Origin of the sequence: Acidocella sp., from assembly GCF_052326845.1 — a bacterium.
GTDB lineage: Bacteria > Pseudomonadota > Alphaproteobacteria > Acetobacterales > Acetobacteraceae > Acidocella.
In genome coordinates, this window is record NZ_JBKQJR010000075.1 from 1 (window position 1) to 14,955 (window position 14,955).

Sequence of the window (14,955 nt, forward strand, 5' to 3'; positions counted from 1 at the left end):
CCTTCATCTTCCGCGGCGCGCTGGATGTTCGGGCGACCGCCATCACCGAGAGCATGAAGCTCGCCGCGGTGAAGGCGATTGCCGAGCTGACGCGGGTGGAAGCCTCCGAGGTCGTGGCCGCCGCCTATGGCGGGCATGCCCCCACCTTCGGCGCCGAGTACATCATCCCCAAGCCGTTCGACCCGCGGCTGATCATGCATATCGCCCCGGCCGTGGCGCAGGCGGCGATGGATGCGGGCGTTGCCCGCCGGCCTATCGAGGATTTCGTGGCCTATAAGCATGAACTGGAGCGATTTGTGTTCCGCTCCGGCCAGCTGCTGCGCCCGGTCGTCGAAGCGGCGCGCAAGGCCTACCCGCGCATCGTCTATGCCGAGGGTGATGACGAGCGCACGCTGCGCGCGGTGCAGAGCGTGGTGGATGACCGGCTGGCGCAGCCGATTTTGCTCGGGAACACCGAGACGATTACGGCCAAGATCAAGACGCTGGGCCTGCGCCTGGAGCCGGGGAAGGATGTGCGGATTCTCGACCTCGAGCAGGAACCGGAGCTGTTCCAGACTCTGCTCAAGGGTTATTCCGCCCGAGTCGGCCGGCGTGGCACGCCACCGGATACCGCTATCCGCCACGTGCGCAAGCGCCCAACGGTGGCGGCGGCCATGATGCTCGCGACGGGCGAGGCCGACGCCGCGATTTGCGGCGGGGTGGGCGACTGGTGGCGGCAATTCCAGTATGCGCTGCCAATCCGCTCAGAATCCGGGCGGATTTATGCGATGACCGCGCTGATCCTGCAGGCTGGCGTGCTGTTCTTCTGCGACACCCATGTGAATGTGGATCCAAATGCGGAAGAGATCGCGGAAATGACGCTGATGGCGGCGAAGACGGTGCGGCATTTTGGCATTACGCCGAAAGCGGCGCTGCTCTCGCACTCCAATTTCGGCGCCTCTAATTCGCCGTCAGCGAAGAAGATGCGCCAGGCGCTAAAGCTGATTCATTCACAGGACCCCGGTCTGGAGGTGGATGGCGAAATGCATGGCGATTCCGCGCTGGTGGAACAGATCCGTCACCATGCGCTGCCGGATTCGACGCTGCACGGCATCGCCAACCTGCTGATCTTTCCAAATCTCGACGCCGCGAATATCGCCTTCAATCTGGTCAAGGCGACGGCCGAGGGCGTGACCGTGGGCCCCATGCTGCTCGGCCTGTCTAAGCCCATGCACATCGCGGTGCCGAGTGTCACCGCGCGCGGGCTCATTAACCTCTCCGCCGTGGCCGCCATGGAAGCGGCGCTGGTGGCGCAGAAATAACCCGCGCGGCAGGGGCTGGTACCGCTTAGAGCGTTCAGCATTTGGCTGAACGCTCTAGCTTTGTGTTTTAGCGAGCAATCTCATGTGTTTATGTCGAACCGCCCGGTTCAACCTAAACACATATTGCTCTAGCCGGTACCAGCCCCTGCCGCATCCGCGCCGCGTTGGGGACGACGCGCCGGGTGCGTACGCCGAAATATCATTTCGATGAGGCTTGTTCGCCGGCACCAGCGTCCTATGTCAGTTCCGCCCGCTCTCCTACACTGGAGGTTCTCGTGATCCGGCAGCTCTCATACGCTATCATCCTGACGCTTGGCCTCGCAGCCTCGGCTCTGGCTCAAAGCCCAAGTGCCGATCAGGTCGCCAACGGCAAAACCCTGTTCGATGACAATTGCAGCGCCTGCCACCTCGCCACTGGCGCCGGCCATGTGAAGTTCGGCACCGTGGTTTCGGCGGATTTGCGTGCGCCGAGACTGGAAAATACCTTCCATAACGACGACACGCTGCTAATGCGCGCCATCATGCAGGCCGAGGACCAGAACGGCAAGCCGCTCTCCGCGCCGATGTCGGCCTGGTCCGGTCGGCTTACCACCGATCAGGTCGAAGATATCATCGCCTATCTGAAGACGCTGACGTCCTGAATTAGAGTTCCTTACAAAACCCGCTAGGCCGAGCCGAATGGTGCCGCATTTCGAGCACCGGAGCGGAGCGTACGTTGTAGTACGTGAGCACCGGAGCGCAGAAATGCGGTGCCAGACGGCCGGCATAGTAGGGTCTTGAAGGGAACTCTTAGGCGAGCACCGCCAGGATCGCCTTGGCCGCGGCGGCGGAGGGCGAGCCATCCGGCGTGTGCAGCGTGGCAAGCGCGGCTTCATAACCCGCGCGCTGGGCGGCGGCGGCCTGTTCGTCGCGCAACAGGTGTGAGAGCGTGGCGGCCAGCTTGTCCGCCCGGCAATCCTCCTGCAGCAGCTCCGGCACCAAGGCGCGCTTGGCGAGCAGGTTGATCATCGCCACGTAAGGCACCTTGATGAGGCGGCGGCCGAGGAAGGCGGAGATTGGGTTCACCCGGTAGGTGACGGCCATCGGCACGCCGGCCATGGCGAGTTCCAGCGTCGAGGTGCCGGACTTGGTCAGCGCGGCCTTGGCGGCGGCGAAGGCATCGTAGCGCTCGGCCACATCATGCACGATGATCGGCTTCACCGGCCAATCCTCGGTATGGGCGGCGACATGCCCGGCAACCCCGGCGGCGGCGGCGACGACGGGCCGCAGCCCCGGCACTTGTGGCGCCAGCAGCGTCAGCGCCTCGCGGAACACCGGCAGCAGCCGCCTGGTCTCGGTAACGCGCGAGCCGGGCATGAGCACGATGGGCACGGCATTGGGCGCCAGGCTGTGGCGGGTGAAGAACCGCGCGGCATCACCCTTGTCAGCGCCGGATTCCAGCACCGGGTGCCCGGTGAATACCGGGTGCAGCCCGTGCGGGGCGAAGAATTCCGGCTCGAAGGGAAGCAGGCAAAGCAACTCGTCCCACAGCCCGGGGAAATGTTTCACCCGTTCCTGCCGCCAGGCCCAGACTTGAGGGGCCACGTAATGCACACGCTTCGGCCCGCTATTTCCGATGGCCTTGAGCACGCGCAGGGTGAAGCCGGGGCTGTCGATGGTCAGCACGATGTCGGGCTTTTCGGCGCGAATGGCCTCGATCGTCTGGTGCAAACGGCGTTTCAGGCGCAGGATTTTCGGCAGGATTTCCGCGAGCCCCATCAGCGCCAGCTCCTGCATGGGGAACAGCGAGGTGAGCCCCGCCTCCGCCATGCGCGCCCCGCCAACGCCGCTGAACTGGATATCCGGCCGCAGCGCGCGCAGCGCCGTCATCAGGCGCAAGCCCAGGACATCTCCGCTTGCCTCACCGGCAATGACAAAAATTTTCGTCACATGAGCTCCACGACCGGGCAGGGGGGCACATCCTGCCAGTCGCGGTGGTTCAGCACATTTCCGGCCACGCGGACAGTATCGATGGCGGTGAAATACACCGGCGCGAAGGTCAGGCCCGGCTCGTTCATCGGCCCCGCGCTCGCGACGCCATCATCCGGGAAGCCGGTGTCGCAGGGGGTGAACAGGGCACAGTGGCCGAAATTCTCGTCGATGGAGCCGGACCAGGCGGCGTTGCCGACCAGCGGGATGACGGCGGCATAGCATTGGTTCTCGACGGCGCGGGCGCGGGCCGAAAGGCGCACGCGGTTGAACCCGGCCATGGAGGCGGTGCAGGAGGGGATGAGGATGAGCTTGGCTCCCGCCGCCACCTGGGCGCGGACATGCAGCGGGAACTCCGAATCGTAGCAGATGGAGACGCCGATGCGGCCCAAGGCCGTGTCGAACACTTTCGGGCCTTCGCCGCCGGAGACATTCCACAGTTCGGCCTCGAACCGTGTCATCGACTGCTTGTCCTGGAACTTCACGGCGCCGGAGGGCGCGATGAACGGGGCGCGGTTGCGCACCTTCCCATCGGCATCGCGCATGGGGATGGTGCCTGCCAGGATATGCAGCCTGTGCCGCTGCGCCAGGATCACGATCTGCCCCAAGAGCTGGCTGGCGGCGCCGACGACATATTCCAGCTCGGCGGCGATGTCGGGGGTTTTGATCTCGACCCCCGCCAGCACCATGGAGAAATACTCGGGCAGTGCCAGCAAATCCGCTCCAGCGAGCGAGGCCTCGGCGGCCAGGCGCTCAATGCGGGTGATGAAGGCCTTAAGATTGGGCGGCGGGGTGACCCCAAAGGCGGCGAGGGCGAGTTTCACAGATTTCTGGTCCAGAACATCAGCGGTTTTTCGGTCTCACGGTCAGCGCCAACCTCCCGCCAGGAGATGGTGCAGACCAGCTCCGGGTGTGGCGTGTAACCGCGTTTGCGCCAGAAATCATCCAGCTTTTGGTAAGCCTTCGGGCGGGCAGGGTGGTCCACCGGGCGCTGCACGGCGCAGAAGGCGGTGATGCCATAACCATGGGCGCGGGCCTGGGCCTCGCGGGCCTCGAAGAATTTTACCCCAATGCCCCGGCCGCGATAGGCGGACTCCAGCACGCTCTCGCCGAAATAGAAGATGCGCGGGATGTCCATGCCCGCATCGCGGAACGGCCTTTGCACGTTGGGCGTTTCCGCCGCCAGCGGCAGGCAGGTGGAGGCGCCGACGATCTTCTCGCCATCGCGCGCGATGATGATGGCGGCAGCCGGGGCTTCGGCATAGACGCGCAAATAACTTTGTTCGTAGGCGAGATCGCCGTCATACAGATAGGGGAATTCCCGGAACACGGTGATGCGCAGCCGCGCCAGTTCCGGCAGGAGCGGCAATATCGCCGCCCCCGTGACGGTTTCTACCTTAATGAGCTGCGACAAGCGGCGCCGACCCGGCAATGAAGTCCTTCAGCGCGGTCTGTTTGTCGGAGAGGCTCAGCCCGGCCATGTGCGCCACCACCGGGCAATAGGCCGCGACCAGCGTGTTGGTCAGGTCGGCATCGCTGATGGTGGCGTTGTTGGCGCGGACGGCGGCGATGAGCGTGCGGGTGCGGTTCGCCAGGGTGGCCGGGGTCGCGCCCTGGTAGATGTCCAGCAGGCCGTTGCCCGGATCGGTGACGGTGTCCGGCCCGCCAGCAGGGGAGACATGCGGGCAGCCCAGCGCGTCGGACTCGGCGTCGGCCATGGCCGGCACAACGGCGATGCCGCGCAGGCGCATGACGTCGGCCGGGGTGGCGTTGGGCACGCCCTGGTTGCCCCAGGCGGTACGGACATAGTTGGCGACATCCGCGATCTGCTGGTCCGACAGGCGGGTGGCGAAGCTGGGCATCGGTATCTTGGTCCAGGGGGCAAGGCCGCTCAGCACCGGGCCGATCACGTTATATGGCTGGTCGGCGATGATGGAGTCGTTGCCCGCCAGATTGGGCACGAATTTCGGCGGCAGGCCGCCGCCGGTCTTGCCATGGCAGCCGGCGCAGTTGGCGGCGTACACGGCGGCACCCCGGCTAACAGAGTCCGTGGCATCGGCCGCCGCGGCGGGCGGGGTGGTGTGCTGCGGCTTGGTCGCGGTTTGCAGGTAGGTGGCGATGTCGATGACGTCGGAGAGCGGGAGCAGGCTGGTGGAATTCTCGGTCATGTCGCTCATGGCGCCGAAGGGCGAGCCCTTCACCATGTTGCCGTCATCATGCAGGTAGGCGACGAGGTCGGCCTGGGTCCAGCCGCCCACGCCCTGGGTTTTGTCCGAGGAGATGTTCGGGGCGTAGAGGTCGTCGATCGGCGCGCCAGCATAGGCACGGCCGGTCTCCGTGGCGCTGAGCATGTTGCGCGGCGTGTGGCACTCGCCGCAATGGCCCAGCGCCTCGGTGAGGTAGGCGCCGTTCTTCATGTGCTCATCCCAGCTCGGGTCCATGTGCATCGGGCCGGCGCGGAAGAACAGGATCCGCCAGCCGAGCAGGACCGGGCGCTGATTGAAGGGGAAGGCCAGGGAGGAGGGCGTGGAGGGCACATTCGCCGGCGGGAGCGAGAAGAGATAGGCCTTGATGGCCATCACATCCGCATAAGAGAGCTTGGTGTAGGAGGTGTACGGCATGGCCGGGTACAGGAATTTCGGGAACACCAGATAGGAGCGCCCAGGCGCCACGCCGTCATGCAGGGCGTTGTAGAAATCCTGGTCGGACCAGTTGCCGATGCCGGTATCCTTGTCCGGCGTGATGTTGGGGCTGGCGAGGCCGCCATAGGGCGTGTTCACCACCAGCCCGCCGGAGAAGGGCGCATGGCCCGGGCCCGTATGGCAGGGCATGCAGTCCGCCGCCGTGACCAGATATTTGCCGCGGGCGAGCAGCGCCGCCGGGTCGGTGGGCGCGGTGAGGGAGGCGGCGGGGTAGTTGGCGCTGTCATCAGCCAGGGCGATGCGGGTGGCCACGGCCCCGCCCAAGGCGAGGGCCAGGGCCGCTGCGGCAAGGACGATGCGTTGGGCGCGGAATTCCGGCAATGCGAATGGCATGAACAACCCCCAATGATTTTATATTCTAGCTAGGTTCCTTTTCCCCAAAATCCGCAGCACCTTCAAGTGTGGTGACAAAGTGTGACGCTTTAGCGCCCGTACAGCGTCTCGGGGCTGACCTCGGGCTTGGCGATCTCGACCCATTCGCCGCCCCGCGCCGCCAGGAAGAAGCAGTTGCGCCGCCCGGTGTGGCAGGCCACGCCTTTCTGGTCCACGAGCAGGAGCAGCGTGTCGCCATCGCAGTCCAGCCGCATCTCCACGAGCTTCTGCTGCTGGCCCGAGGTTTCGCCTTTGCGCCAGAGCTTCTGGCGCGAGCGCGAGTAGTAGCACACCTGCCCGGTGGCCAGCGTCTCCTCGATCGACTCGGCATTCATCCAGGCCATCATCAGCACCTCGCCCGTATCGTGCTGTTGGGCGATGGCGGCGATCAGGCCGTCGGCGTTGAAGCTGATCGCATCGAGGATCTTGCTCATCGGGCCAGCATCCCGTTGGTCAGGCAGGCTTCGTTGAAACGGCAGATGACCTGCTGGTCGATCTCGTGCCGGGTGGCCTCCTCGTACTCGACGCGCGTGATGAGGTCAGCGATGATCGACAGCCGCGCGGCTTTTTTGTCATTCGCGCGCACCACCGTCCAGGGCGCAGCGGCGGAGTCGGTGTCGCGCAGCATCCTGTCCCGCGCCGCGGTGTAATCGTCGAAATGCTTCAGCGCCTTCTCGTCGATCGGGCTGATCTTCCATTGCTTCAGCGGGTCCGTGCGCCGCTCTTCGAGCCGCTTCTTCTGTTCTTTCCGCTCGAGATCGAGATAATATTTGAGCACGACTATGCCAGAGTGCGCCAGCATCGCTTCGAACACCGGCACGTTGCGCAGGAACTCGTCGGTCTCTTCCGCTGTGCAGAAGCCCATCACCGGCTCCACCCCCGCGCGGTTATACCAGGAGCGGTTGAACAGCACGATTTCACCCGCCGCGGGCAGATGCTCGACATAGCGCTGGAAATACCACTGCGTGGTCTCGACATCGGATGGCTTGGACAGGGCAACCACGCGGATGTCACGCGGGGAGAGATGCTCGGTGATGCGTTTGATCGTGCCATCCTTGCCGGCGGTGTCGCGCCCTTCCAGGATGATGAGCACCTTCTTGCCCTTGGAGATGACATGCCGCTGCAGTTTCACCAGTTCGATCTGCAGCTTGCGGAGGGTTTTTTCGTAGGAGAGGTCCTTTGCCATCAGCGGCTTATAAGGCTGGTCCCGCCGGATTGTAAAATTCGCGGTAATCAGGCGGCGAGCGGAGGCGGTTCCCCGTCATCCGGCCCGTCATCCGCAATCCCCTTCGCCTCGTTGCTCATTTCAATCAGCCGCTGTTTCATGCGGCGCAGGATGTCCTCTGCGGCCAGGATCTCTTCAGCCGAGAGGCCCTCGAGCATCGTCTCGTTCATCCGCGCGGTGAGCCCCTGAATGTCGCTGAGCAGGGCGGTGCCAGCTTGGGTGATTTCCACCAGCTTGGCGCGCCTGTCGCCCGGGGCGGCGCGGCGGAGGATGTAGCCATGCGCTTCCAGCCGGTCGAGCAGCCCGCCGAGCGCCACCTTGCCAATATCGAGCGCCTTGGCGAGTTCCGTCTGCATGGCCGGCTCACCGTTGCGCCAGCTCAGACTCGCCAGCACCCAGCATTGTGAACGGGTGATTCCAAGCGGTTTCAGCGCGTGGTCGATCACGGTGCGCCGCAGGCGGGAGACATCGTGGACCAGGAAACCCAGGTTGAACTGGCTCGGCTCAGGGTTTGGTATGTTTCGTTCGCTCATTGGCACGCCATAATTTATAACTGTCTGTAGTATGCTGGCATACCGTTCGCCTAATTACAATTCAATGATCGCCATAAGCGGCAAGGGCAGGCGGTTAATCCTCCAGCAGCAGAGCGCGGATCTTCTCCAGCTCCGTCGCGTCCACGCCAAGCTCGTCGTGCAGATACTGGCCAATGCTGCCATGTTTTTGCTCGATCGCGCCGAAGGCGATGCCGAGATACTCCGGATGCGCTTCCAGCAGCGGGAGGTATTCCTCGCGCGGCAGGGTGGCGAGTCCGGCATAGCCGGAGTCGCGGCGCATTGTCGTCTCCAGCTCTCCAATCACCTGGTTCGTCAGCGTGTAGTCATGCTCGATGGTCTCGCGCGGCACGTCAAGCGCATAGAGAATCAGCGCCGCGGCCAAGCCTGTGCGGTCCTTGCCGGCGGCGCAGTTGAACAGCAGCGGCACATGCCCGGTGCTCAGCAGGTGGAAAAGCTGGCGATAGCTCCCAGCCTGTTCAAAAGGCAGCTTGCTGTAGATGGCGTGCATCGCATCGCGCATCGCGCCTGGCTGATGCCCGCCTTGGGCAATGAAGCTTTGCAGGCTGCCGATGCTGATGCCGCGTTCCGAGGCGTGGTAGCCGACATTCTGCCCCGCATACCAATCCATCGGCACGCGCTCGCGCTCATGCGGCGTGCGGAAATCGCAGATCGCCATGATGCCGAGACGGCGCAAAGCCTCGCGGCTGGTGCTGGTGAGATTGCTGATGGCGCCGGAGCGGTACAGCATGCCCCATTTCAGGCGTCGGCCAGAGCGCGTGCGGTAGCCGCCCATGTCGCGCAGGTTGTGCCCGCCTTCGATGGCCAAAGCGCGCGGCGCTGCCAGAGGGTCATCCAGAACTTCGGCTTTCGTCATGCGCGCACCTGCAGGGGGAGTTTGAGAACGGCCGGAAGGTAGCGCGAAAACGCGCGATGCCAAACCCGTGGAACCTGGAGGAGAATTGGAGCGGGCGAAGGGATTCGAACCCTCGACCCCAACCTTGGCAAGGTTGTGCTCTACCCCTGAGCTACGCCCGCTCATGGCGCAATAAAACGCGCTGCGCCCGGCCAATATTGTATTGGCGGCAGGCGAGGAACTTGAATAAAAATTGGAGCGGGCGAAGGGATTCGAACCCTCGACCCCAACCTTGGCAAGGTTGTGCTCTACCCCTGAGCTACGCCCGCTCACGGCGCGGTGGAGGCTCTTTAGCCATCACTGAGACGGATTGCAAGCGCCGCCCCTCAACTAAAATGCTTTGGGGTGTGAGAGTTGGCCCCGATCCCCTATATAGAGACGCAAACGCATATGGACGGAACACGAATGAGCAGCCTTCTCAACACTGCGCAGGATGCGCGCCCCGCCGCCCAGGCCATGATCATCGACGGCGACCAGGCCAATTTCATGGCCGACGTCATCGAGGCCTCCCGCGAGATGCCGGTCCTGGTGGATTTCTGGGCGACTTGGTGCGGCCCGTGCAAAACCCTGACCCCGCTGCTGGAGAAGGTGACGAAGGCGCAGAACGGGCGGGTGAAGCTCGTGAAGATCGACGTGGACAAGAATCGGGAGCTGGTGACGCAGCTCGCCCGCATGGGGCTGCCGATGCAGTCCGTGCCCACCGTCGTCGCCTTCTGGCAGGGGCAGATCGCCGACACCTTCTCCGGCGCGCTGCCGGAGAGCGAGCTGAAGCGGTTTGTCGAGTCGCTGCTGAAGCTGGCGGGCAGCGCCGCCCCGGCGGTGGACCTCATCGCCCAGGGCAAGGCGCTGCTTGAGCAGGGCGCTGCGGAGCAGGCGGGGCAGTATTTCGCCGCCGCGTTGCAGGAGGACGAGGAAAAGCCGGAGGCCTGGGGCGGGCTGGCGCGCGCGCTGCTGGCGCTGGGCGATGAGCACCAGGCCGCCGAAATGCTTGCCCAGGTGCCGGCCAAGATCGCCGAACATGCCGAGATCGCCGGCGCTCGCTCGGCCCTGGCTCTGGCCCAGGAAGGCCGCAAGGCGCAGGGGGCCATGGCGGGGCTGGCGGCGCGGCTGGGCGCTGATCCGGACGACCACGAGGCCCGCTACGAGTTGGCCACGGCGCTGAACGCTTCCGGCGCGCGGGCCGAGGCGGCCGCGGCGCTGCTGGAAATCATCCGCCGCGACCGCGCCTGGAACGACGATGCGGCGCGGCTGCAGTTGCTGAAATTCTTCGAGGCCTGGGGCATGGATGACCCCGCGACCATGGCGGCGCGCCGCAAGCTCTCGGCGCTGTTGTTCCGCTGACGAAAATGGCCGCGTTCAGGCCGCAGCTCGACCAGCTGCCGGAGGAATTTCCGGTCTTTCCGCTCGGCGGGGCGATGCTGCTGCCGGGCGGGCGCCTGCCGCTCAACATCTTCGAGCCGCGCTATCTCGCCATGGTGGAGGATGCGCTGGGGGAGGGGCGGTATTTCGGCATGGTGCAGCCTGATAAGCGCCTCGGCCGCGGGGAGAACGGCCCCGGACTGCACCGAATCGGCTGCCTCGGCCGGCTCACCTCCTTCGACGAGACCGCCGATGGGCGCTACCTCATCACTATGACCGGCGTGATCCGCTTCACCGTAGTCGAGGAGATCGAGATGCGCCGGGGCTACCGGCGCGTGCGCGCTGGCTTGGCCGGATTCGCGGGCGATCTGCGCGCGCTGGAGGAGGACGGCCTGCCATTCCCCCGCCAGAAGCTGGACAATGCGCTGCGCCGCTATTTCGTCAGCGCGGGGATGGACGTGAACTGGGACGGGCTGGAAGCCATGCCGGATGCACTGCTGGTCACCTCGCTCAGCATGGCCTGCCCCTTCACCAACGAGGAAAAACAGGCTCTGCTTGAAGCGAAGGACCAGGCGGAGCGCGCCCGCGCCTTGCTGGCCCTGCTGGAGATCGGCGCCCGCGATGGCGGGTTCGATGAAGATTGGGAACCGAAAGCGAGTTGAAAATGCATACCGAGAAAACCAACCCCCCGCTGGACCCGCGGCTGCTGGAGATCCTGGTCTGCCCGCTCACCCGCGGCCCGCTGACCTATGACCGCGAACATAACGAGCTGATTAGCCCCAAGGCCGGTCTGGCCTACCCGATCCGCAACGGCATTCCCATCATGCTGGCGGAGGAAGCGCGCCAGCTGGAGCCGTGAGCGAACCAGCGCAGATCAGGATCCGCCAGGCGGATAAGCGCCTCGACCTCGACTACGAAGACGGCAGCACGCTCAGCTTCGCGGCGGAATTTCTGCGTGTGCAGCCCCCGGCCGGGCTAGGCCGGGCGGAGTTGGTCGCGGGTAAGCGGCAAGTGCGGATTCTCGCGGCCTCGCCCACTGGCAGCTGCGCTCTGCGGCTGAAATTCTCCGACGGCTACGAATCCGGAAGCTACTCCTGGGAGTATCTGCGCGAGCTGGGGCGGGAGCAGCAGATCCGCTGGCGGCGCTATCTGCACCTGCTCGAGCAGGCGGGGCTCGGCCGGGATTGATGGTGGAACCAGAGGCCGAGCCGGAAGTCTCCCCCGGGCACATGCGGCTGATGGCGGTGATCATCGCCACCGCCCTGTTCATGCAGAACCTCGACTCCACGGTCATCGCCACGGCGCTGCCGGCCATGGCGCGCAGCTTCCATGCCGTGCCGCTGCATATGAGCGTGGCGCTCACGTCTTACCTTATAAGCCTCTCCGTCTTCATCCCGGCCTCGGGCTGGGTCGCGGACCATTTCGGCGCCCGCCAGGTGTTCCGCGGCGCCATCATCATCTTCACAGTGGGCTCGGTGCTGTGCGGCGTGGCCTCGGGGCTGGGCTGGCTGGTGGCGGCGCGCATCGTTCAGGGGCTGGGCGGGGCGATGATGCTGCCGGTGGGGCGGTTGCTGCTGCTGCGCTCCATCTCGCGTAGGCAGATGGTGGCGGCCATGTCCTGGCTGACCATGCCGGCGCTCGTCGGGCCGATTCTAGGGCCGCCGCTTGGGGGCTTCATTGTCTCCTATTTCTCCTGGCGCTGGGTGTTCGACATCAACGTGCCCATCGGCATTATCGGCGTGGCGGCTGTCAGCATGTTCATCCCGGATGTGCGTGAGGCTGACCGCGGCGGGCGGCTGGACCTACTGGGGCTGGTGTTTTCCGGCCTCGCCATGGCCTTCCTGATGCTGGGGTTCGAGACGGTGGGGCGGAAGCTGCTTCCCGTGGGCTGGACGGCCGCCGCCTTTGCCGCCGGGGCGGGGGCATGCCTAGCCTATGCGCTGCATGCGCGGCGCATGGAGCATCCGGTGCTGGATTTCTCGCTGCTCGCCATTCCCACCTTCGCCAACTCCATTCTGGCGGGCAGCCTGTTCCGCATCGCCGTAGGCGCGCTGCCGTTCCTGCTGCCGCTCATGCTGCAACTCGCCTTTGGCTACTCCCCGCTGCAGAGCGGTTTTGTCACCTTTGCCTCCGCCGCGGGGGCGCTGCTGATGAAGCCCGCCGCGCAGCCGCTTTTGGAGCGCTTCGGCTTCCGGACCGTGCTGATCTGGAACGGCGTGCTCGCCGCGGCGATGATGGGCGTCTGCGCGAGCTTCCAGCGCGACTGGCCCTCGCTGCTGCTGGACGCCATCCTGTTCACCGGCGGTTTCTTCCGCTCGTTGCAATTCACCGCCTTTAATACCATTGCTTATGGCGATGTGCCGCGTCCGCGCATGTCCGCCGCGACGACGTTGTACGCCACGGCCCAGCAACTCACGCTGACCCTCGGCATCGTCGTTGGGGCCTTCACGTTGGAGGTTTCCGCCCGGCTGCAGGGCCATGAAACGGCGATGAAATCGGACTACGCAATTGCCTTCATCATCGTCAGCGCCGTTGCTATGCTGGCGGCGCCGCTCTGCGCCCGGCTACCACGCAATGCCGGGGAGGCGCTGAGCGGCCACCGCGCGGCAACGGAGGCGAAGGCATGAACGGCCTACAGCAAGTCGGGGAATTCAGGGCTAAGCGCAACGCCATCATCTTCATCGTGCTGATCGGTTTTGTCAGTCTGTTCGCGGACATGACCTATGAAGGCGGGCGCAGCATTGCCGGGCCGTTCCTCGGCTCGCTCGGGGCGTCCGCCGTCATCGTCAGCTCCGTCGCGGGGTTTGGCGAGTTCCTGGGCTACGGCGTGCGCTATTTCTCCGGCCGGGCGGCGGACCGCAGCGGGCGCTATTGGCCGCTGTTGCTGAGCGGCTATGTCATCAACCTGCTCTCGGTGCCGCTGCTGGCTTTGGCCGGGAACTGGCCGGTCGCGGCGCTGCTGCTGGTGATGGAGCGCTTCGGCCGTGCCATCCGCGCGCCGATTCGCGGCGCCATGCTCTCCCATGCGGCCAGCCGCACCGGGGCGGGGTGGGGGTTCGGCCTGCACACGGCGCTGGACCAGACGGGTGGCCTCTCTGGCCCGCTGCTGGTGGCCTTGCTGTTGGCTGCGGGGGCGGGGTTCCACCGGAGCTTCGCGGCACTGCTGCTGCCGGCGCTGGCGGCGCTGCTGCTGCTCGCGCTGGCGCGGCGGCTCTACCCGGACCCGCGCAAGCTGGAGCTGCGTGTCCCGGCGGTCGATCCCGCCGCCTGGGTGGGGTTCGGCTCCAAATTCCGGCTGTTGACGGTGGCGGCGTCGCTGATGGCGGCGGGCTTTGCCGACTTCGCACTGATCGGCTTCCATTTCGCGCGGGCGCATACCGTGCCGCTCTCCTGGATTCCGGCCATCTACGCTGCCGGCATGGCGGCTGAGGGCGTGGCGGCGCTGCTGCTCGGCTGGATATTCGACCGTATGGGCCCACGCGCCATCACCACCGGCATCATCCTAGCCACGTTTGCCGTACCGTTGGTGTTTTTCGGTGGCGCGGCCTTGGCCGTGGCCGGGGTAGTGCTGTGGGGTGTCGGCATGGCGACGCAGGACACGTTGTTCCAGGCCATGCTGGGCGAGTTCATCACTCCGGCGCGGCGGGCCACGGCTTACGGCTTGTTCGACGCGATACGCGGCACCGCCTGGCTGCTGGGCAGCGTCGCGCTTGGGCTGCTTTACGGCGCGGGGTTGATCTGGCTGGTGGCGGTATCGGTGCTGCTGCAAGCCGCCGCCATACCGGTCTTCTTGCGCGTGGCGCTTACACCTCGAAGCTGAGTTCTTCCGGCCAGTTGGGCTTGCTCATGGCGCGCGGCATGTGGATGCCGCATTCCGTCTTGGCCGTGCCCGCCCAGCGGCCGGAGCGCTTGTCCTCGCCCGGCAGCGGCTTGTGCGTGCACACGGCGCAGCCGATCGAGGTATAGCCCTCGGCCTGCAACGGGTGCTGCGGCAGGTCATGCGTCTCGAAATACGCTTCCAGATCCTCGTCGTTCCAGAAGGCCAGCGGGTTCACGGTGATCCGCCCATCCGCGCCGGTTTCCACCATCTGCAAATGCGCGCGCGTGCCGGACTGGCTGCGCTTGCGCCCGGTGATCCATGCCTCGAAGCTGACCAGCGCCTCGTCCAGCGGGTTGGTCTTGCGGATGGCGCAGCACAGATCGGTATCCTTCTCCCAAAGCCTTCCATCCGGGTCGTAGGCGGCAAGCTGCGCGCCGCTGGGCCTGATGGAGCGGACATCGGTAAGGCCGAGCCGGGCCACCAGCTCGTCGCGATAGGCCAGGGTCTCGGGGAACAGCTTGCCGGTATCGAGGAAGATGATGGGCAGCGACTTGTCGATCTGCGCCACCATGTGCAGCAGGATCGCGGATTCCGTGCCGAAGGAGGAGACCAGCGCGATCTTGCCGGCAAAGCGGTGCGTGATCGCGTCGCGCAGCACCGTTTCGGCGCTGGTGGTGGAAATCGTGTCGAGCATATTGGGCAATCCTTGGCCGGGTTCCGCCGGCGCAATGTCATCAACGA

General features: G+C 65.5%; 17 protein-coding genes and 2 tRNA genes. 8 read left to right on the top strand and 11 right to left on the bottom strand.

The genetic code is table 11. The features are described 5' to 3' along the window. Nucleotides 1-1,301 (top strand): phosphate acyltransferase (locus ACLPJJ_RS04915; RefSeq protein WP_443589833.1); only part of this gene is annotated, 1,301 nt, incomplete at its 5' end. Between the two features lie 275 nt (nucleotides 1,302-1,576). Next, the gene (locus ACLPJJ_RS04920) at nucleotides 1,577-1,942 is read left to right on the top strand and encodes a c-type cytochrome (RefSeq protein ID WP_443589834.1); all 366 of its coding nucleotides are present in this window, start codon (nucleotides 1,577-1,579) and stop codon (nucleotides 1,940-1,942) included. Between the two features lie 148 nt (nucleotides 1,943-2,090). Here ACLPJJ_RS04920 and lpxB read toward each other — a convergent pair whose 3' ends face one another. From lpxB to ACLPJJ_RS04970, 10 genes are all read right to left on the bottom strand, one after another. Then, complete coding sequence (gene lpxB / locus ACLPJJ_RS04925) at nucleotides 2,091-3,230, bottom strand: lipid-A-disaccharide synthase (protein ID WP_443589835.1); 1,140 nt, start codon at nucleotides 3,228-3,230, stop codon at nucleotides 2,091-2,093. Beyond that, a complete protein-coding gene (locus ACLPJJ_RS04930; RefSeq protein ID WP_443589836.1) occupies nucleotides 3,227-4,093 on the bottom strand; it encodes a carbon-nitrogen hydrolase family protein in 867 nt (288 codons plus the stop codon). The genes lpxB and ACLPJJ_RS04930 overlap by 4 nt, the downstream gene beginning before the upstream one ends. Continuing rightward, nucleotides 4,090-4,683, bottom strand: coding sequence for a GNAT family N-acetyltransferase (locus ACLPJJ_RS04935; RefSeq protein ID WP_443589837.1), 594 nt, complete (start codon nucleotides 4,681-4,683; stop codon nucleotides 4,090-4,092). Before ACLPJJ_RS04935 ends, ACLPJJ_RS04930 begins: the two co-directional genes overlap by 4 nt. Beyond that, on the bottom strand, nucleotides 4,667-6,304 hold the full coding sequence (locus ACLPJJ_RS04940; RefSeq protein WP_443589838.1) for a c-type cytochrome: 1,638 nt from the start codon (nucleotides 6,302-6,304) through the stop codon (nucleotides 4,667-4,669). Before ACLPJJ_RS04940 ends, ACLPJJ_RS04935 begins: the two co-directional genes overlap by 17 nt. Nucleotides 6,305-6,393: 89 nt before the next feature. After that, complete coding sequence (gene hisI, locus ACLPJJ_RS04945; RefSeq protein WP_443589840.1) at nucleotides 6,394-6,777, bottom strand: phosphoribosyl-AMP cyclohydrolase; 384 nt, start codon at nucleotides 6,775-6,777, stop codon at nucleotides 6,394-6,396. Continuing rightward, on the bottom strand, nucleotides 6,774-7,529 hold the full coding sequence (gene ppk2, locus ACLPJJ_RS04950) for a polyphosphate kinase 2 (protein WP_443589841.1): 756 nt from the start codon (nucleotides 7,527-7,529) through the stop codon (nucleotides 6,774-6,776). Before ppk2 ends, hisI begins: the two co-directional genes overlap by 4 nt. Before the next feature lie 47 nt (nucleotides 7,530-7,576). Next, nucleotides 7,577-8,101, bottom strand: coding sequence for a MarR family winged helix-turn-helix transcriptional regulator (locus ACLPJJ_RS04955; RefSeq protein WP_443589842.1), 525 nt, complete (start codon nucleotides 8,099-8,101; stop codon nucleotides 7,577-7,579). 94 nt (nucleotides 8,102-8,195) lie between these two features. Continuing rightward, on the bottom strand, nucleotides 8,196-8,996 hold the full coding sequence (locus ACLPJJ_RS04960; protein WP_443589843.1) for a tyrosine-protein phosphatase: 801 nt from the start codon (nucleotides 8,994-8,996) through the stop codon (nucleotides 8,196-8,198). Nucleotides 8,997-9,082: 86 nt separating this feature from the next. Beyond that, nucleotides 9,083-9,157, bottom strand: a tRNA-Gly gene (locus tag ACLPJJ_RS04965). Between the two features lie 72 nt (nucleotides 9,158-9,229). Next, nucleotides 9,230-9,304: transfer RNA gene (locus ACLPJJ_RS04970), tRNA-Gly, on the bottom strand. Nucleotides 9,305-9,440: 136 nt separating this feature from the next. Between ACLPJJ_RS04970 and ACLPJJ_RS04975 the strand changes: the two genes are divergently transcribed. The 6 genes from ACLPJJ_RS04975 to ACLPJJ_RS05000 are packed head-to-tail and all read left to right on the top strand — an operon-like array spanning nucleotide 9,441 to nucleotide 14,214. Next, nucleotides 9,441-10,376: a tetratricopeptide repeat protein gene (locus ACLPJJ_RS04975; protein ID WP_443589844.1), complete on the top strand. Its 936-nt coding sequence runs from the start codon at nucleotides 9,441-9,443 to the stop codon at nucleotides 10,374-10,376. 5 nt (nucleotides 10,377-10,381) lie between these two features. Beyond that, the gene (locus tag ACLPJJ_RS04980; RefSeq protein WP_443589845.1) at nucleotides 10,382-11,056 is read left to right on the top strand and encodes an LON peptidase substrate-binding domain-containing protein; all 675 of its coding nucleotides are present in this window, start codon (nucleotides 10,382-10,384) and stop codon (nucleotides 11,054-11,056) included. 2 nt (nucleotides 11,057-11,058) lie between these two features. Then, the gene (locus ACLPJJ_RS04985) at nucleotides 11,059-11,253 is read left to right on the top strand and encodes a Trm112 family protein (RefSeq protein ID WP_443589846.1); all 195 of its coding nucleotides are present in this window, start codon (nucleotides 11,059-11,061) and stop codon (nucleotides 11,251-11,253) included. Beyond that, nucleotides 11,250-11,582, top strand: a complete 333-nt coding sequence (locus tag ACLPJJ_RS04990) for a gamma-butyrobetaine hydroxylase-like domain-containing protein (RefSeq protein ID WP_443589847.1) — start codon at nucleotides 11,250-11,252, stop codon at nucleotides 11,580-11,582. Before ACLPJJ_RS04985 ends, ACLPJJ_RS04990 begins: the two co-directional genes overlap by 4 nt. Next, on the top strand, nucleotides 11,582-13,021 hold the full coding sequence (locus ACLPJJ_RS04995; protein ID WP_443589848.1) for an MFS transporter: 1,440 nt from the start codon (nucleotides 11,582-11,584) through the stop codon (nucleotides 13,019-13,021). Before ACLPJJ_RS04990 ends, ACLPJJ_RS04995 begins: the two co-directional genes overlap by 1 nt. After that, entirely contained in the window at nucleotides 13,018-14,214 is a 1,197-nt protein-coding gene (locus ACLPJJ_RS05000; protein WP_443589849.1) for an MFS transporter, read from the top strand. Before ACLPJJ_RS04995 ends, ACLPJJ_RS05000 begins: the two co-directional genes overlap by 4 nt. Here ACLPJJ_RS05000 and ACLPJJ_RS05005 read toward each other — a convergent pair. Next, a complete protein-coding gene (locus ACLPJJ_RS05005) occupies nucleotides 14,198-14,908 on the bottom strand; it encodes a phosphoadenylyl-sulfate reductase (protein WP_443589850.1) in 711 nt (236 codons plus the stop codon). The genes ACLPJJ_RS05000 and ACLPJJ_RS05005 overlap by 17 nt on opposite strands. Between the last annotated feature and the right edge of the window lie 47 nt (nucleotides 14,909-14,955).